The sequence below is a fragment of the Nocardia sp. NPDC005746 genome (assembly GCF_040630785.1).
GTDB lineage: Bacteria > Actinomycetota > Actinomycetes > Mycobacteriales > Mycobacteriaceae > Nocardia.
Genome location: NZ_JBEXYE010000013.1, coordinates 161,112 through 179,044, shown reverse-complemented (window position 1 = coordinate 179,044; position 17,933 = coordinate 161,112). Strand labels below are relative to the sequence as shown.

The window sequence follows — 17,933 nt, the reverse complement described above, 5'->3', positions numbered from 1 at the left end:
CCCTACGAAAGGAAACCTCCCATGGTGCACGCACAGTTCGATCCCACCGCCCGCGAAGCCCTGGCCGACGCCGCCGTCGCCGCCAAGATCGCCAAGGACCTGACCTGGCAGCAGATCGCCGACGCCGCCGGACTCTCGCCCGCCTTCACCACCGCCGCCATCCTGGGCCAGCACCCGCTGCCGGAGAAGTCGGCGCTGGCCGTGGCCGAGCTGCTCGACCTGGACGCCGACGCGGCCCGCCTGCTGCAGACCATCCCGCTGCGCGGCTCGATTCCGGGCGGTGTCCCCACCGACCCGACCATCTACCGCTTCTACGAGATGCTGCAGGTCTACGGCACCACGCTGAAGGCCCTGGTGCACGAGCAGTTCGGTGACGGCATCATCTCCGCCATCAACTTCCGCCTGGACGTCAAGAAGGTCGCCGACCCCGAGGGCGGCGAGCGCGCGGTCATCACCCTGGACGGAAAGTACCTGCCGACCAAGCCGTTCTGAGGCTCGAGGTCCCGTTGCCGGGGCATGGCCTGAATGTCCGGAATCAGAAGCCGTTCGGTCATGTCCGGGCATCTGGCGGTTCAACTGGCCGTCCTACCCTCGTCCGTGGGGGAGCACAGCGGACGGAGATGTGATGCTGGAACCGCGACTTCGAACCATGTGGCTGGCCAATGCGGCGAGCGGGGCGGCGGCTGTCGCGGTGCGCACGCCGCGCCCGATCTTCACCGACTGGACCCGGACACCGCAGGAGACGGTGGTGGCCTCGGATCTGGAACTGGTGACGGTGACCGCTGATTCGGCCATCCTGACCTGGACCACCCGAGCCCGCAACCGAGCCGGGCGGCTGCGGCCGGTCCCCGCCGACACCGAGGTGCGCCTGGCCCCCGCCGCCGGACGCGGACAACCGCGCACCTGGTTCTCCGAGGGGCGCCGGACTCCCTACCACTACGCGGAGATCCGGGGGCTGGAACCCGGCCGCGCCTATCGATTCGAGGCGTACTCCGACGGCCGCCGGGCCGTGCCCGCCCGCACCCTGGTGACACGGCGTTCCGGAACACCCGAATCCACCGGTGTTTTCACCACGGCCACCCCGCCGCCCGGGCGGCTGATCCGCACCATCGCCCTCGCCAACGATCTGCACTACGGCGAACCGGCCAGCGGGCTGTTCGCGGGCCTGTTCGAGGGCCTGCGCCACGGCACCGAGGAATACCCGGAATTCATGCTCAGCGCGCTGCTCGAGGATCTGCGCCTGCCGGACCGGGCGGCGGACCACCTGATCGTCGCGGGCGATCTGACGGATTCGGGAACGGCCGCGCAGGCCCTCGGCGTCCGCGCCCAGCTCGACGACTGGGGCGAGCTGGGCCGGGACTACTTCGTGTGCCGGGGAAACCACGACGTTCGTCCCCCGGAGGAGCCCGATCACTGGGGTGCGATCTTCCACCCGCGCGACCGCTTGCTCGAGTATTACGCCGGCGGACTGCGCCTCCTCGGCCTCGACACCACCCGGGTCCGCGGCGCGGGCGGCACCCTCGCCGCGCCCCAGCTGGCCCACCTGCGCGAACTGCTGCGGGGCGAACCCGACCGGCCGACACTGGTCTTCGGCCACCACCCGGTCACCCGGCATGCGGCCGTGAGCAATCCGGGCGGGCCCGGGTTCGTGCTGGACCGTTCCAACGCGGCCGCGCTGCACGCCCTGTACGCGAGCGCGCCCGGGGTGTTCCTGCACCACAGCGGGCACACCCATCGGAATCGGCGCACCCGCCCCGATTCCGGGATCGGCGTGGAATTCCTGGAAGTGGGTGCGGTGAAGGAGTATCCAGGCGGGTACACCCTGATCCGCGTCTACGAGGGCGGCTACACGATCAACTTTTACAAGACGCGGTCCGAGGCGGCGCGGCGCTGGAGCACCCGCACGCGCAGCCAATATCTTGGTCTGCACCCGGATCACGCGCTGGGCAGTTGCGCCGATCGTAATCACGTTGTCCTGCGCGATTTTTCGGGATTGTCCGGTTAGTCGGGAGCAATCCGGCCGACGCACCGGAATGTTCGGTCAATACGACCCGAATGTTCGTTCTGTTCGGCATACTGCCTGGTGCGAGTGCGCGCGGCGACGGCTCGTTCACCGGTGTGCGCACGACGCGGGCTCGACATCCTGGTTCGGCACTTCTTCAGCAACGGAGGCATGGTGGGCAGGCAGGGCAGGCAGTACCGTTCGAATCACGGCACACTCCGGCACCAGCGCCCGCCCGTCCGCATCGCTCAGCGGCCCGCTCACCCCTGGAGAGACATCTTCTGCGCCACCAGCTGGCTGTTCTTCGAACTGCCCACCGCAGTGCTGCTCGCGGTCTTCGTGGGCACCGGCTGGCTCGGGTATCTCCAGCACGTGGGCACTCCGGCCCAGCCGCGTTCGGCGGTCGTGGTGCCGGTCGACCCGGCCCGGCCGGGCGGGCACTGACCCGATCGGCCGGGTCCGATAATCCGATCCACCTGATCCGCAGACGAATTGACCCCGGTGCCGCACCAGCGGTACCGGGGTCGATGTCGTTCGTCAGGTCATGAGTGGGTCGTTCGCGTCTCAGTCGTCGACAGCGGTGCCATTGCGCGGCCGCGACGCGGCGCGGGCGCGACGGCGGGCGGCCTGCAGTTCGGCGAGTTCCTGCTCGAGGGTCTCGGCGATCCGGAACTGGCCGGTGTCATAGACATTCAGCGGAGGGACGGGATCGGTCAGATCGGCGAGCGGAGACCGTTCGTCCTCGTCGGACTTGCGACTTTTGCCCGTCGCCGAGCGACGCTCCTTGTCCGCGGACTTCGCGGGTTCCGCCTGGCTTTCGGCCTTGGCGGTGGGCCGAGGTTCGACCACTTGTGCTTCTGCGTCAACGGTTTTCTCGGCCTCGGCGGGCCCCGCGGTCAGCGCGGCGGGTCCGGTGGCGGTGGCGGTGCCCCCGGCCGACGGCGGCGTCGGGCGGGTGGGCCAGGCCACGACCGTCGGCATGGAGCGGCGGATCTGCTCACCCGGGTCGGGCAGGTCCCGGATCTGGTCGGTGGCGCGCACGATGGCCAAGCCGTACCGGGAGGCAGCGGCATTGTGGATCAGCAGCGCCACACCGATCATCACCGGCGCGATGGCGTGCACCGCCACGTCGTACCAGCTGCCGTTCTTCAGGTACGGGTAGGTGTTGAGGATGACGGTCAGGCTCAGCAGCGCCATCTCGGCCACCACGACCTGACGACGGCTGTCGATCACACCCCACTCGGCGACCTTGTTGGTGCCGATCATGATGATCACGAGGCAGACGCTGATCATGCCTTCGAGCAGGTAGCTGAACCAGTAGAGCGGATCGGAGGGGCCGCCGGGCGCGATATTGTGCTGCACGTTGACCGCGGACCAGAGCATGCCGGCCGCGACGACACCGGCGAGCGCCCGCTGGCTCCACGCCCGATGCTTGTACAGCGACGCCAGTTTGGCGTGGGGGCTCGATTCCCGCCGCTGCGCGGCGATCGCCTTGCGGGCGAGCAGCAAGTCGCGAATGTCGGCCTTCTCAATCTCTTCGGAGGTCTGGCGGGCACGATCCGCCGCAGCCGCCGTGGCTTCGGCGTACTTCCAGCGCTGCGCGCGCTCCTGCTCGCGAATGCGCTCGGCGAGATCGCGCTCGGCGACGAGCTCGTTCTCCGACAGCGCGTCGGTCAGCGCGGGATCGTATTGGTACGCCAGCCGGCCGCGGGCCTTTTCGACCCGTAGCGCCAGCTGGGTGACGTCGTCCTCGCGCGGGTTGTCGATCGTCAATTGGTCCCCCGTCCAGGGACTCCCGATGGCTGGCACGTGATTCCGGTAGGCACGGAAGACATTTCTAGTCGATACACGGCCAACCGCGAAACTGTTGGTTTGCCGTTGGTCCAATCCTTACGGCGCGCCGCACTGCGACACGCGGATTGGGGTGTCCGTCCGGGCAGTAAGAACCCGCCGCTCCGGCCGGTGTCCAGTGGGGTTGCCGATGCCCGGATCGGGTCAATCGGTCAGCTCGAGTTCCTCGTCCATCGGGATCGCGCCCTCGAGCCCGTGCGGAAGGCGCCGCCGGTTGGGGGAGCCGAGGGCGGAGGTGAGATCGGTGCCGTCGTGCTCGGCCAGCAGGTCGTCCGAATCCCACACCAGCAGTGTCGCGCTGACGGTGTTCTCCGCCGCCGAGTGCGCCAGATCGTAGTGCGCGCAGGCGGGCACGTGCGGGTAGGTGATCCAGAGGTCGTAGCCGGTCATGAACAGGTCGAGGTCGAATTGCACCGAGAGCCCGAGCAGTTCGCTGCGCCCGTTGTCGTCGACGCCCGCGAACGCCTCGTCCAGCGCCAGCAGGCGCGGCGCCTGCGGGTCGGCGGAGTCGAGCATCACATGCGCGGCCGCGAACAGCGGAAGGTGCAGCGAGACCGACTGTTCGCCGCCCGAGAGCGCGCTGTGGCGGGCCACGGTGAGGCGGTCCTCGGTGCCGTCGGCGGTGAGAATGGTGAACGAGAACACCCGCCAGGTGCGGTAATCGAGGGTGGCCGCGAGGATTTCGGGGAACGAGCGCTCCGGGTGCGCGGCGCGGGCGGTGCGGATCTCGGCCGCGAAGTAGGCGCGGACGGTCGACAGGTCCTCCGGGGTGAGGTCGGCGGAGTCGCGGTCGAGCAGCTTGCACACCGCGCGCGCCGGTTCGGAGAGGTTGTCGGCCAGCACCCAGTGCACGCCGATGGTGTTGCCCGAGGACATGCGGCGCTGCTTCATCTCCGCGCCCATGCGGGAGATGAGATCGCGGGCGTCGGAGGTGCGTTCGTGGATCTGCTGGGCCAGCCCGGTCAGCAACGCGTCCTCGAGGATGCGGCGCTCGGCGTCGGTGAGCAGCAGTTCCTGATCGCGCCGGGCCGCGCCGATGCGCTCGGCGAAGTCGGCCAGCGAGGACAGCCCGTGGTCGTCGTGCACCTGCACCACGGTGAGGCCGTCGGCGGCGTCCCAGTGCAGGCGGTAGTCCTGGCGGGCCGCGGCGAGCGCGGCGTCGAATTCCTGCAGGGCGGTGGTGACGGAGCTGCGGGTGGCCTTGCGGGCCGCCTCACCCGCGCGCACCGAAGCGGTTGCGGTGGCGAGGTTCTCGAACAGGGCGGCCACTTCGGCGGGCAGCACGGCCGGTTCCTGCTCGGGATCGCCGTTCTCGATGCGGTACAGCAGCTGCTCGGGGGTGGACCAGGCGGCGTCGCCGGCGGGCCAGCGGCTGTCGGCGGGCGCGCCCAGCAGGCTGAGCAGGTCCGGGCGCGCGTAGGGGGCGAGATGGCGGACGTCGGCGAGCAATTCGGTGAGCGCGGTGCCCAGGGTGTCGTGGGCGGCGCGGTGCGCGCCCTCGGCCGCGCCGACCGCTTCGATGGCCTCGGCGGCGGCCTTGCGGGCGGCCTTCTGCTCGGCGCGGGCGGCGTCGATGCGTTCGCGGGCCAGTTCCAGTTCGCGATCGATGTCGGCGGCTCCGGCGCCCAGCGCCTCGCGCAGGGTCTCCAGTTTGCGCAGCTGCTCTTCGTATCCCGAGCGGGCGGCCTCGGCCTCCTCGGCGAACGCCTCGGCCAGATCCTTGGATTCATCGAGGCGGTCCCCGGCCTCGCGGGCCCGCTCGTGTTCGCGCTGATGGTCGCCGCGCAGGCGCAGCAGCGCTGTTCCGGCGTTCTCGAAGTGCCGGACCGCGGCCGCCAGCGCGTCCAGCTCGACCGGATCGCGGGGGGCGCGGTGGTCGGCGGCGATGGCGCGGACCTTCTTGTCCGCGTTGGTGTATTCGGCCACCGCCTGATCGAGTTCCCGCTCGGCCTGCGCGGCCGCCTCCGAGCGCGAGCGCAGCATGCCCGCGGCCTCGGCCACCCCGCGCAGGGCGGCGGTGACCGCGGTGGTGCGCGGAAGCGCTTTGGCGGCGGCCGAAATCCGGCCCAGCTCGGCCGTGGCGGCCTGCTCGTCGGTCTGGGCGGTCTCGGCCTCGGCGACGGCCGTTTCGATGGCAGCGGCCAATTCCGCCAGCCGCAATTCGCGGCGGCGGGCGCGGGCGGTGGTGCCGACGAATTCGGCGTCGGTCTTGACGTGCCGACCCGACTGGACGCCCTGGCGATAGCGGCCGTCGGTGGCGATGGTCAGCCCGCCCTCGGCCCCGACCGGCTGTGCGGCGGCCCCGGAGACGATGTGCGCCTTGTCCGCTCCCGCGCCGGTGGCCGTCGCGTGCGGTGACTTGTAGAGGGCGATGGAGGCGAGCACCCCGGCGACGGTCTCCCGGGGAACCGTCAGTGACGGTGAATCGTCCTCCACGACCAGCACGTCCGCGAGCGTGCGCCCGCTGGGCCGATGCTGGGGCGGCAGCGGAACCAGGAATTGGTCCGACGCGTGCGGCGGGAGCTCGGTCTCGGCGCAGACCCACGCGTCGAGCAGGTTGGCGGCCTGCAGCGCCGCCTCGAGTCCGGCGGCCTGCTGCGGCGCGACACCGTCGGCGAAGCGGACCAAACGCCACAGCGGCGCGCCGGGACGCGCTGCTCGCGCGTCCGTCCGGGCGGCGAAGGCCGGTGGCGCGTCGTCGCGTTCGGCCGCGACCCGCTCCCGCTCGGCCCGCAGTTCGCTCGCGCGGGCGGTGGCCTGGGCGGCGCGGGCGCGCGCCTCCTGGCGGCGGCCGCGGATCTCCTCGGTGAGCGGTTCGGTGCGCTCGGCCAGCACCTCGGCGGGGGTGGCGGGGACGGGCAGATCCTCCGGCGCGGCCTCGGTACCCGGTGCGGCCCCGGCGGATTCGCCGGTCGCGGGGGTCTCGGTGCCGGACGCGCCCCTGGCCTTCCCGGCGCGGCCGTTCGGCGTGCCGCCACCGCGGGCGAACGGTTCGGTGCCGACCTCACCGAGGGCCTCGTCGAGCGCCTCGAACAGCCCGGCGCGGATGGGGGTGTACACCTCGCGGTGCGTGTCCCACCAGTCGCGCAGGGTGATGGCGGTGTTCGAACGGGCCAGCGCGACAGCGGCTTCGGCCTCGGCGAGCTCGGCGGCGGCGGCATCGCGCAGTTCCACCGCGCGGCCGGAGGCGCGTTCGGCGCGGGTGCGTTCGGCGGCCGCCTGGTCGACCAGGGTCAGCGCCCGCCGGACCGCGCGGACATCGCCGTCGCGTTCCTCGGCGTGCGAGCGGACCGTGGTGGTGAGCTGGTCGGCGCGCGCCGATTCCGGCAGCGTGGTCCAGGGAATACCGGCTTCCTCGGCGACCGAACGCAATTCGTCCTCGCCGCGCGACAGCGCCGAGGCGGCATGGGCGACCGCGGCCTGCGCGCGCTCGGCTTCCTCGAGCCGCTGGTCCACGGTCTGACGGGATTTCAGCGCCTTGTCGTGGTGGACAGCCGCGGAGGTCTCCAGGCGGCGCACCGCGTCGGCGAGGTCGTCGAGCTGCTGTTTGCCCTCGTAGGCGCTGGAGCGCTGCAGGGTCTCACGGTCGGCCAGGGCCTGTTCGTAGGCGCGGTCGGCGTCCTCGGCGCGGGTCTCGGCGGCGGCGCGTTCGGTGTCGCGGCGGGTGCGCAGGGCGGCCGCGGCGTGCAGGGCGGTGCCCGCGTGGGTGACCGTGTCCAGGCGCGTCCGCACCTGGTCGACGTCCGTCTTCGCCTGGACGGCCAGGTATTTCCGGTAGACGGTGACGAAATCGCGGGTCGCGGTGTCGGCCTGCACCAGCCCCTCGAGGGTGCGCCCGACCTCCTCCATATCGCTGAAGGAGCGCGCGGCGTCGAGGATCAGCTGTTCGTCGAGGGGGCGCAGGCCATCGGTGAGGGCCTGTGAGAGTCCGCGCGGGTCCAGGTTCTTGGCCAGCTGCGGGCGGCGCAGCGTCAGGATCAGATTGATCAGCTGGTCGTAGCGCTGCTGCCCGAGCCCGAACATGCGGGCGTCGATGGCCGCCCGGTACTCGACCGGCCGGTCCACGATGGTGTCGGAGCCGATCTGCTCGGCCAGCTGCTTGCGGGTCAGCGGCCGATCGTCGGGGCCCAGCAGTGAGAAGTCCACGCCGACCCGGCCGTCGGCGACGAAGTACCAGCGGGTCACCTTGTCGTTGGAGCGGGTGGCGCGCATGCCGATGCCGATGGTGACGGTCTCCGGAGAGTCCCAGTCGCCGCGCGCGAACTCCATCCACACGTACGAGTACGCCGATTCCTGCTTGCGGTACAGCAGGTTCGACTTCATCGTGCGTTCCTCACCCGCGAACGGGTTGAGGCGGCGCGGCTCGATGCGGCCGTCCAGCACGAACGGGAACAGCACCTCGAGGGCCTTGGTCTTGCCGGAGCCGTTGGGGCCGCGCAGCACCAGACGGCCGTCGGCGAAGCAGAATTCCTGGTCGCGGTAGTCCCAGAGGTTGATGATGCCCGCCCGGGTCGGGACGAAGCGCACTCCACCGTGAATGTGGTCGGCCATCAGTTCCCCGATCCCTTCGCTGTGCTGTCGGACGCAGTGCCCGCGGTGCTGTCGGCCGGCGCGTCGTCCGCGCCGAGTTCGGTGGGGGAGAGGAACAATTCGGACTCCGCGCGGGTGCGGATGGTCACGATCGCGCCCCGGTAGCGGGCCAGCGCGGGCAGGATGAGCAGCCCGCCGTCGACCAGTTCCACCAGGCGTAGCCGTTCCAGCAGCGCCACCACTTCGCCGGTGAGGCCCGCGACATCGGCCTGCCACTGCGCGGCGAAGGTATTGCCGTAGCGGTCGGTGAGCATCTTCACGGTGTCGCGGATCCACGAGGATTCCAGGAACGGGAACTCCGCGATCTCGGGCTCCTCGGCGGGCTCGTCCGAATCCTCGTGGCCGCCGAACACATCCAGGGGATCGGCGAGCGGCGCGAAGACCGTGGTGGTGGGGATGGCGCTGTCGAGCTGTTCCACCAGATCGGTGTACGGACGCTCCGGGCGCGGTCTGCGCTCGACCGGATTGTCGATATCGAGGACCAGGTCCGCGATCTCACCCGCCAGCAGCAGCGCCACCTGGGCGAGCGTGCCGGTGCCCGGGAACCGCACGTCGGAGAGCCGGCCCGAACTGTCGATCAGCGCAACGCCTTCCGCGCGCCGCTCGGCCCGCAGCCCGGTCAGATACTCGACCTCGGTGACCAGTTTCTCCTGCGCCAGCAGCGACCGTTCGGGTTCGTCGAGTTCATCGGCGTAGACCACCGGCTTCTCGACCAGCGCCCGGCGTACTTTGCGGGCCGCGGCGGCCTGTGCGGGGGAACGGGTTTCGGCCCCGCCGCCCGCCGCCTCCGACAGCAGCCCGGTCACGCTCTGCAGGTGCTGGAGCGCGCGCGGCGGCCGGAACAGGGCGAACACGATGGACCGGTCGATGTCGTAGAGCGCCTCCCCGGCTTCGGGGTCGCTGGCCCAGCCGCCCGCGTCACCGTCGGCGAGGGTGACCGCGCCGCGCGCCGCCAGCCAGCCCACCGCGTCGACGAAGGCGTCGCGATCGGCGGCCCGGTCCGGCGCGAGCTCGAGCCCGTCGACCCGTTCGGTGTAGGCGGCCACCTGATCGGCCAACTCCGACAACGTGATCTGGTCCCCGGCCCGGCCCAGCGCGGCCAGCGCCAGCGCCAGGTACGCGTAGCGGCGGCGGTCGAAGACGCGGTCGCCGGTGGTGCGTGCGGGACGGCCCGCGTCGAGCTCGTCGAGGATCGGGAACAGTCGCGCGGTGGTCTCGGTGACCTCCAGGCGATAGCCGAACAGTTCGGCCAGATCCTCGCGCAGTTCGGTCGCCCACCGCCGCAACAGCGGCAGCGCGATCCGATCGGGGTAGGTGCGGGTGACCAGATGGTTGGCCAGGATGACCCGGGCGGCGCGCTGGTAGCTGTCCAGGGCCAGTGCATCGACGGTGCGCGCGTGCATCAGCGGACCTCCCCGCCCTGGCTGCCGGGCTCGTCGCCCGGCGGCGGTGAGTCGGTCCGATCCGGCCGCGCCACAGGGGATTTGCGTCGCCGCAAGGAGGCCGTCTCGCGCACTTCCAGGCGTCGGTTGTTCAGGTACAGCACGCCCTTGGAGGTGCGGACCAGCGTGGACCCCTCGTGTTCGGAGACGGTGAGGGTGACGCCGTTGTCGGAACCGGAGGTGCCGGGCACCCGCCCGCTCACCGGCACCCACGCGGTGGAGGCGGCGTCGAGCAGTTTCAGCAGGACCTCGGTCTCGCCCTCGTCGAGTTCGCGGTCGTAGAGGTCGGCGGTGGCCAGTGAGCGCGCGGCCTCGGCGCGGGCGCGCTGGGCGTCCAGCTGGGCCTGGCGCAGCCGCCGGATGCCGGCGTCATTGCGTTGCAGCCGGGCGGGCGCGCCCGGCGTGGGCGGCCGCCCGGTCTCGGCGAGGGTGCGGGCGATCTCCAATGGCGGTGCGTCCCACCAGGATCGGATGGCCGGGATCACGTCGGCGTCGGGATGTTGCATGGCCAGGTGCCGCGGCCGCCCGAGGCCGAAGACCGCGTCGTAGAGGGCGTGCGCGGCGTCCGCGCTGGGGGCGGCGGTGAACCAGCCCGCCAGGTGCCGCAGCGCGGATTCGCGGCTGACGCCGCCCTTGCGGGTCTCGGTCACCCGGCGCAGCAACGAGAGTACGGCGGCGATGGCGCTCATGGTGGCCTCGCGCAGCCGCTCGCATTCGGTGAGCCCGCCGTCGTCGTCGCCGATGAACCAGCCGCGCAGGCCCTGCCAGCGAGCCCGCCAATCCGCTTGGCGCTCTTCAGGGTTGAGGAGCACCCGTTCGTCGCAGCGGGCGGCGCGTTCGATGAGGTCCTCGACGCCGGTGTCCTCGACCTCGCGGATGGCGGTGGCCAGCCGGGGCGCGAAACGCGCCAGGTCCATGGAGAATTCGCGCATGTGCGCCAGCAGCGCGTCCTTGTGCGCGAGGAACGCCTCCGGGGTGGCCTCGGTGGTGCGGACCAGATCGCCCAGGGTCAGATAGAAGTGCGCGGCGCGTTCGGCCAGATCGGTGAGCGCCCGGTCGAGCCGGTTCAGCACGCGGTAGACGCGCGGGGCGTCGGCGCTCTTGTTGGCCTCGGCCAGGGTGTGCAGATCGGCCAGCAGTTCCGGCAGCACCAGCCGCGAGAGCGCGGCCTCGTCGAGCCGGGCCTCGAGCACATCGGACACCGCGCGGAAGGCCTGGTATCCGGCCTGCGAGAACTGGTAGACGAAGTGCCGGTTCCGGTACTCGGCCAGCGTGGCCGCGCGGGTGCCGTCGTAACTGCGTTCCAGCACGCCCCAGTGATGCAGCTGTTCGAGCAGCGGCCCGATCTCGGTGGCGGTGAGAGCGGGCGCGCCCGGGCAACGTTCGAGCGTGTCGGCCACGTCGGAGGCGTGCAGCAGCACCACGTAGGCGGCGCGGGCGGTATCGAATGCCCGTAATACCCACAGGTAGTCGGCCCGCTTCTCGGCGGTGGCGAAGGAGAACAGGCGCAGCCGGTCGGTGCGCGGAAACTCCTCGGACCCGACCCCCCTCGGGTCGGGCAGCAATCCGTCAGCGGACTCGGTCACCGGGAGAAGGTTAGTACCCCCTGCCGACCGGTTCGGAATCGTGCCGAGTGTCGGCGCGCCCGATCCGGCCGGGGTGACCGGTTCCGCTACTCACGGTCCTGATGACGCGGCGTGAACGGACGATCAGTTGCCCAGCGCGGCGACACCCGCCTGCGCGAACCTCTCGTCCAGATCCCCGCTCGGCGCGCCCGCGACACCGATGCCCGCGATCGGAGCGCCGCCCTTGGCCGTCACCGGGGCGCCGCCGCCCAGGAACAGGGTGCCGTCGATGTCGGCCAGGTGCGGCGCGCTGTCGAGACGCTTGGCCAGCACCGAGGTCGGCGCGTTCCACGACACCGCGGTGAACGCCTTCTGCTGGGCGGAGGTGTAGGACTGCGGGCCCGCGCCGTCGCCGCGCAGGGTGACGACGGTATTGCCGTCGCGGTCCACCACCGCGACCGTCACGTGCTGGTTCTCCTTGACCGCGGCGTCCAGGGCGGCCTGCGCGGCCTTGGTGGCGGCGGCGATGGTCAGGTGGGTGCTCTGCGCCAGGTTGCCGTTGGCCACATCGGCCGCGACGGGGGTCTTGGTGCCCGGGTCGGGATCCTGGGCGTTGACCGACACCACGCCGATCACCCCGGCCGCCGCGACGGCCGCGACCGCGCCGCCGATGATCAGGCGCTTGCGGGTGGGGTTCGCGGGCTGCTCGGGGGTCATGACATCCTCCTGGGATTGCGGTGAAAGCTGTTCGCTCGGTTCGTAATCCAGCGTGCGGTCCGGAACGCCCCGGCACATCGGCGCAGTGGCTGGGATTCGGCGCGCGGTACGGCCGAACCCCGTATCAGCCGATCGGATGACCCGGGCGGCGGTGCGCGCACGGCAGAATGAGGGTGTTTGCCCGTCGTCGTCGCCGAGGAGGTGTTCGCATGCCGTCGTCCCGTGACGACACCCGGCTGCTGGGCACCATCGTGCACAGCGCTTTCTACGTCCTGCTGGCGGCGTCGCTGCTGCGATTCCTGCTGCGGCATCCCGAGAGTCCGCGCACGCCGTGGGTGATCGGGCTCTCGCTGGCGCTGGCCGTGCTCTACGTGGTGAGCGAACTGCGCGCCTCCGAACGGCTGGTGTGGTTCGCGCTGCTGGTGTCGGGCTGGGCGGTACTGGTCGTGCTCGCACCGAGTTTCGCGTGGTGCGCGGTCCCGCTGCTCTATACGGGGCTGCGAATCCTGCCGGTCCGGGTGGCGCTGGCTCTGGTCGCCGGGCTGACCGCGTTCGTCGTGTGGGCGCAGTTGAAGCTCGCGGGCTGGATCGACCCGAACCTGCTGCTGGCCCCGCCCGCGGTCGCCGCCCTGAGCACCGCGCTGTTCCTGGGCCTGCTGCGCACCACCGAACGGCAGGCCGCCCTCATCGACGATCTGCGCGCCACCCGCCGCGAACTGGCCGCCACCGAACGCCGCGCGGGCACCCTCGCCGAACGCCAGCGCCTGGCCATGGAGATCCACGACACCCTCGCGCAAGGCCTGTCGAGTCAGCGCATGCTGTTGCAGGCCGCAGACCGGATCTGGGACAGCGATCCGGGTGCGGCGCGGGAGCACGTGCGCGGCGCGGCCGGGGTGGCCGAACACAATCTGGCCGAGGCCCGCCGCTTCGTCCACGACCTCGCGCCGACCGACCTGGCCGCGGGCGGTTCCCTGGTCGCGGCACTGGAGGCGATGGCGCGGCGGGAGGGCGGGGACACTCTCACCGTGCGCGTGCACGTGGAGGGTGCGGCGGCGGGCCTGCCCGCGGGGGTGGAGGCCGCGCTGCTGCGGATCGCGCAGGGTGCGCTGGCCAATGCGCGTGAGCACGCGGAGGCGAACACCGTCACCATCACCCTGACCGATCTCGGCGACCACCTGGTCCTCGACATCGCCGACGACGGAACGGGTTTCGACCCCGCGACGCTGGCCACGGCCGCCGACCGCGGGCACGGCCTGCCCGCCATGCGCGCCCGCCTGCGCCAGCTCGGCGGTGCCCTCACCGTCGAATCCGCCCCCGGGGACGGCACCGTCGTCTCCGCCGAAGTCCCTTTGGAGCGGCCGTGACCGACGCGAAAACCCTTGTCCGCCTGGTGCTCTGCGACGACCACGCGGTGGTCCGGGCGGGTCTGCGCGCGCTGCTGGGCAGCGCCCCCGACATCGAGGTGGTCGGCGAGGCGGGCAGCGGCCCCGAGGCCGTCGCCCTCGCCGAACGCCTGCACCCCGATGTCGTCCTGATGGACCTGCAGCTCGGCGGTGACATGGACGGCATCGAGGCCACCCGCCGCATCACCACCACCGTGCGGCCCGCCCCCCACATCCTGGTCCTCACCACCTTCGACACCGACGCCGACATCACCCGCGCGATCGCCGCGGGCGCGACCGGCTACCTGCTCAAAGCCGAACGGCCCGAAGAACTCTTCGCCGCCATCCACGCCGCCGCCCAGGGCCGCACCGCCCTTTCCCCGCCGATCGCCGACCGCGTCCTCAACCGCATGCGCAACCCGCAGCCCGCATTGACCGCCCGCGAACTCGACATCCTCGGCCAGCTGTCCCAGGGCCTGGGCAATCGCGAGATCGCGCGCGCCCTGCATGTCAGCGAGGCGACGGTGAAGACCCACCTGGGCCGCATCTACGACAAGCTCGGTGTCGACACCCGGGCGGCGGCGGTCGCGGTCGCCAACGAGCAACGGCTGCTGAAGTAGCGCTCGGAGGCCCCGGTGCCCGCAGTTGCGCCGTCGGCGTTTTCGGGCCGATTCGTGTCATGATCGGGGCGGCGGCGGGCTCGCGGGCCGCGATCGCGACAGCGCTATCGGACAGGTGGTGAGGGTGGAAGACCAGGGTCAGCCGGCGAATGAGGCGGAACAGCCGCTCGACTACCGCTTCACGCTCGCCAACGAACGCACCTACCTCGCGTGGATCCGCACCTCGCTCGGGCTGCTCGCCGCCGGCGTCGCGGTGCACACCCTGGTGCAGCCGTTCCACCACGCCGGAATTCGGCGCGCGCTCTCACTGAGCTGCATCGTGCTGGCGGTCACGCTCGCGGTCGGGGCGTACACGCACTGGCGGGACGTGCAGGCCCGCATGACCCGCGGCGACGTGCTGGGGAACACGCTGCTGGTCCCGATCCTGGCGGGCGGCATCGCCATCGTGTCGATCTTCGCGGCCGTCGCGACGGTGTGGACATGACCGGCACGGCATCGATGGTGCCGGCATGACCGAGGCGCCCACCCTCTACTCCGAGCGCACCGCGCTGGCGTGGCGGCGCACCGCCATCGCCGCCATGGGCACGTCGGCGCTGTTCGTGAATCACGCGGCGGCCAGCGGCTGGCATCCGGCCGCCATCGGGCCCGCGCTGGCCGCGGCCGGGCTGCTGCTCCTCGCGGGGATCAGCTTCGCGCGCAACAACTCCCTGCACCACGGGCATCGAGCGCACGGGCCGCGCGCCATCGCCATGGCCACGGCGGTGGTCCTGGCCGTGTGCGCGGTGGCGCTGTTCATCGCGTTCTTCGTCCCTGGCGCACCTCCCGCTACCACCTAGCGGGCGGGTTGGAGACGACTCAGGCGGGGCGGGAATCCGTTCGGCCGCCGCGTAATCCGGACGGTCGGTTCATTTCGCGGGCGTGAGCAGGGTGGTGAGAGCGCGGCGGACCGCCTCGGACGCGGACCGCGCCGAGAGCCCGCGGCGGTCGATCAGATGGTGGCGGTAGGGCCAGCCGACGGTGGCGTCGACCAGGTCGAGCAACTGCTCGCCGGAGTCGCCGGCCAGCTCCGGGGCGAAGCCGCGAGCCAGGGCCTCGCGAATCCGCTTGTCGGTCAGCCGCATCCGCTCGTCCACCGCGGGCGAGCGCAGCGATTCGACCAGGCCCAGCACCCGCGGCTCACGCTGCAGCCGGAAGATCGCCTCACCCTGGCGCACCACCGCCTCGATGCGCTTGTCCAGCGGCTGCGCCGGGTCGATCTCGGCGATGAGCGCCTCGACCTGTTCGGACTGCTGGTCCACCGCCGCGGTCAGCAGCGCGGTGCGCGACGGGAAGTGCACGAAGATGCTGCGTTCGGACACCCCGGCCCGTTCCGCGATATCGCGGGTGGTGGGGTCGAACTCGCCCTCGTGCACCGCCGACAGCAATCCCTCGATGATGGCCTTGCGGGTCTGCGGCGGATTGCGCCGCCGCCGCGGGCTGTCGCCTTTGCCCTCGCTCATGCCAGGAATCCGATCACATCGAGCCGGAACCCCGACGCGCAGGTCCCGGCGTATGGGTGAGGCCACACGGCCATGTTATTGCAGTAACGCTGCAATAGCGAGGTAGGCTGGGGTGGGGCCGGAGAGTTGGCGAATATTCAGCTAACGATCCTGCCACTCGCATCAGCCAGATGGAGACAGGAGCGCCGATGACCGACGACAACCGCACCGATCACGCGAACAACCCCGGGCAGGGCCGATTCACGGTGTCGCGACGCGGAGTATTCGGGGTGGGCGCGGCAGCCCTCGCGGCGGTCGGGGTCGGCGCGGCCGTCAGCGGCTGCGACAGCAACGCCGGCAACGGGTCCGCCGCGGAGCAGACCTCCAAGAATCCGGTCGACCCCAGCGGCCACATCACTGATCAGCAGGCGACGGTGAAGTCCTCGCTGCCGTTCTCCGACACCCAGGACTTCGCCGACACCGACAAGGGTTTCATCGCCAAGCTGGAACCCGATCAGGTCAAGGACGCCAAGGGCAATGTCATCTGGGACAACGACTCCTACGGTTTCCTGCAGGGCAGCTGTCCCAACTCGGTGCACCCGTCGCTGTGGCGGCAGTCGCAGCTGGTGGTGAAACAGGGCCTCTACGAAGTGGTTCCGGGCATCTACCAGATCCGCGGCCTGGACCTGTCGAACATGACGATCATCGAAGGCAGGACCGGCGTCGTCGTCATCGACCCGCTGATCTCCACCGAGACCGCCAAGGCGGGCATGGATCTGTACTTCGCCCAGCGCGGGCAGAAGCCGGTGACGGGCATGATCTACACCCACTCCCACGTCGACCACTTCGGTGGCGCGGCGGGCGTCATCACCGCCGAAGACGCTGCCTCGGGCCGCATTCCGGTGCTCGCACCGCAGGGCTTCACCGAACACGCGGTCGCCGAGAACATCTTCGCCGGCACCGCCATGGCGCGCCGCTCGGCCTACATGTACGGCGCCGCCCTGCCGCGCGGGGACAAGGGGCAGGTCGGCGCGGGCCTGGGCATGACCACCTCCACCGGCACGGTGAGCCTCATCCCGCCCAACCGCGACATCACCCGCACCGGGCAGGAGGAGACGATCGACGGGGTACGCATGGTCTTCCAGATCACGCCCGGCACCGAGGCGCCCTCGGAGATGAACTTCTACTTCCCGGACTTCCGCGCCATGTGCATGGCCGAGAACGCCACCCACACCCTGCACAACCTGCTCACCCTGCGCGGCGCGCTGGTCCGCGACGCGCACGTCTGGTCGCAGTACCTGACCGAGACCATCACCATGTTCGCCGGCGTCTCCGATGTCGCGTTCGCCTCGCACCACTGGCCCACCTGGGGTTCGGACAAGCTCACCGAATGGCTGTCGCTGCAACGCGATACCTACGCCTACCTGCACGACCAGACCCTGCGCATGCTCAATCAGGGCTACACCGGCATCGAGATCGCCGAGCAGATCCAGATGCCGCCCGCCATCGAGCAGAAGTGGTACAACCACGGCTACTACGGGTCGGTCAGCCACGACGTGAAAGCCGTGTACCAGCGCTACATGGGCTGGTTCGACGGCAATCCCGCGCACCTGTGGGAGCATCCGCCCGTCGAGTCGGGCAAGCGGCACGTGGACGCCATGGGCGGCGCGAGCGGCGTGCTGAAGGTGGCCCGCAAGGCCTACTCCGACGGCGACTACCGCTGGTGCGTGCAGGTGCTCAACTACCTGATCTTCGCCGACCCGGACAACGAGAAGGCGAAGATGTTGCAGGCCAGCGCCTTCGAACAGCTCGGCTACGGTTCCGAGAACGGCACCTGGCGCAACTTCTTCCTCTCCGGCGCCTACGAGTTGCGCAACGGCAACTTCGGCACCCCGACGAAGGCCAACTCGGCGTCCATGATCAGCGCGCTGAGCGTGGACCAGGTCTTCGACGCGGCGGCCTTCCAGATCAACGGGCCCAAGGCGTGGGACCTGCACCTGGTCAACGACTGGGTGATCCCCGAGGAGAACAAGACCTACCGCACCGAACTGCGCAACGGCGTGCTCATCCACTACGTGGTGCCGCCGGACTTCAAGGGCCCGGCCGCCGACGCCACCTTCACCCTGCCGCGCCTCGAGCTCATCGCGGTGATGACGCGCGGCAAGGACTTCGTGAAGGAGGTCGCCTCCGGGGCGATCAAGGCCACCGGCGATCCGGCAAAGTTGAAGCAGCTCCAGGACGTGATGGACAAGCCCGACCCCAACTTCAACATCGTCACACCCTGAT

The 17,933-nt window shown here is 70.9% G+C and carries 14 protein-coding genes; 8 read left to right on the top strand and 6 right to left on the bottom strand.

The window, feature by feature from the left end; all coding sequences use genetic code 11:
- Nucleotides 1-21 precede the first annotated feature (21 nt).
- The 3 genes from cynS to ABZ412_RS24655 all read left to right on the top strand — a co-directional run bounded on the left by cynS (nucleotide 22) and on the right by ABZ412_RS24655 (nucleotide 2,446).
- Complete coding sequence (cynS, locus tag ABZ412_RS24665; RefSeq protein ID WP_357085320.1) at nucleotides 22-492, top strand: cyanase; 471 nt, start codon at nucleotides 22-24, stop codon at nucleotides 490-492.
- 133 nt (nucleotides 493-625) lie between these two features.
- Entirely contained in the window at nucleotides 626-2,005 is a 1,380-nt protein-coding gene (locus ABZ412_RS24660) for a metallophosphoesterase (protein ID WP_357284117.1), read from the top strand.
- A 168-nt stretch (nucleotides 2,006-2,173) separates the two neighbouring features.
- Nucleotides 2,174-2,446, top strand: coding sequence for a hypothetical protein (locus ABZ412_RS24655; protein ID WP_357284115.1), 273 nt, complete (start codon nucleotides 2,174-2,176; stop codon nucleotides 2,444-2,446).
- A 120-nt stretch (nucleotides 2,447-2,566) separates the two neighbouring features.
- Here ABZ412_RS24655 and ABZ412_RS24650 read toward each other — a convergent pair whose 3' ends face one another.
- From ABZ412_RS24650 to ABZ412_RS24630, 5 genes are all read right to left on the bottom strand, one after another.
- Nucleotides 2,567-3,775, bottom strand: a complete 1,209-nt coding sequence (locus ABZ412_RS24650) for a hypothetical protein (RefSeq protein WP_357284112.1) — start codon at nucleotides 3,773-3,775, stop codon at nucleotides 2,567-2,569.
- A gap of 222 nt (nucleotides 3,776-3,997) precedes the next feature.
- Nucleotides 3,998-8,404 (bottom strand): SbcC/MukB-like Walker B domain-containing protein, encoded by a 4,407-nt coding sequence (locus tag ABZ412_RS24645; protein WP_357284109.1) that lies wholly within the window; start codon nucleotides 8,402-8,404, stop codon nucleotides 3,998-4,000.
- Nucleotides 8,404-9,846 carry a TIGR02678 family protein gene (locus ABZ412_RS24640; RefSeq protein WP_357284106.1) on the bottom strand — a complete coding sequence of 481 codons (1,443 nt, stop codon included), beginning with the start codon at nucleotides 9,844-9,846 and terminating at the stop codon, nucleotides 8,404-8,406. The genes ABZ412_RS24645 and ABZ412_RS24640 overlap by 1 nt, the downstream gene beginning before the upstream one ends.
- Complete coding sequence (locus ABZ412_RS24635; RefSeq protein ID WP_357284209.1) at nucleotides 9,846-11,396, bottom strand: TIGR02677 family protein; 1,551 nt, start codon at nucleotides 11,394-11,396, stop codon at nucleotides 9,846-9,848. The genes ABZ412_RS24640 and ABZ412_RS24635 overlap by 1 nt, the downstream gene beginning before the upstream one ends.
- Nucleotides 11,397-11,594: 198 nt before the next feature.
- The gene (locus ABZ412_RS24630; protein ID WP_357284103.1) at nucleotides 11,595-12,167 is read right to left on the bottom strand and encodes a heme-binding protein; all 573 of its coding nucleotides are present in this window, start codon (nucleotides 12,165-12,167) and stop codon (nucleotides 11,595-11,597) included.
- A 209-nt stretch (nucleotides 12,168-12,376) separates the two neighbouring features.
- Between ABZ412_RS24630 and ABZ412_RS24625 the strand changes: the two genes are divergently transcribed.
- The 4 genes from ABZ412_RS24625 to ABZ412_RS24610 all read left to right on the top strand — a co-directional run bounded on the left by ABZ412_RS24625 (nucleotide 12,377) and on the right by ABZ412_RS24610 (nucleotide 15,005).
- The gene (locus ABZ412_RS24625) at nucleotides 12,377-13,531 is read left to right on the top strand and encodes a sensor histidine kinase (protein ID WP_357284101.1); all 1,155 of its coding nucleotides are present in this window, start codon (nucleotides 12,377-12,379) and stop codon (nucleotides 13,529-13,531) included.
- Nucleotides 13,528-14,169, top strand: a complete 642-nt coding sequence (locus ABZ412_RS24620) for a response regulator transcription factor (RefSeq protein ID WP_357284098.1) — start codon at nucleotides 13,528-13,530, stop codon at nucleotides 14,167-14,169. Before ABZ412_RS24625 ends, ABZ412_RS24620 begins: the two co-directional genes overlap by 4 nt.
- A 124-nt stretch (nucleotides 14,170-14,293) precedes the next feature.
- The gene (locus tag ABZ412_RS24615; protein WP_357284095.1) at nucleotides 14,294-14,653 is read left to right on the top strand and encodes a DUF202 domain-containing protein; all 360 of its coding nucleotides are present in this window, start codon (nucleotides 14,294-14,296) and stop codon (nucleotides 14,651-14,653) included.
- Between the two features lie 25 nt (nucleotides 14,654-14,678).
- Nucleotides 14,679-15,005 (top strand): DUF202 domain-containing protein, encoded by a 327-nt coding sequence (locus tag ABZ412_RS24610; RefSeq protein ID WP_357284093.1) that lies wholly within the window; start codon nucleotides 14,679-14,681, stop codon nucleotides 15,003-15,005.
- 69 nt (nucleotides 15,006-15,074) lie between these two features.
- On the opposite strand, the gene ABZ412_RS24605 is transcribed toward ABZ412_RS24610, so the two are convergent.
- Entirely contained in the window at nucleotides 15,075-15,668 is a 594-nt protein-coding gene (locus tag ABZ412_RS24605; protein WP_357284090.1) for a TetR/AcrR family transcriptional regulator, read from the bottom strand.
- Between the two features lie 188 nt (nucleotides 15,669-15,856).
- Between ABZ412_RS24605 and ABZ412_RS24600 the strand changes: the two genes are divergently transcribed.
- Nucleotides 15,857-17,932, top strand: a complete 2,076-nt coding sequence (locus tag ABZ412_RS24600; RefSeq protein WP_357284088.1) for an alkyl sulfatase dimerization domain-containing protein — start codon at nucleotides 15,857-15,859, stop codon at nucleotides 17,930-17,932.
- Nucleotide 17,933 lies beyond the last annotated feature (1 nt).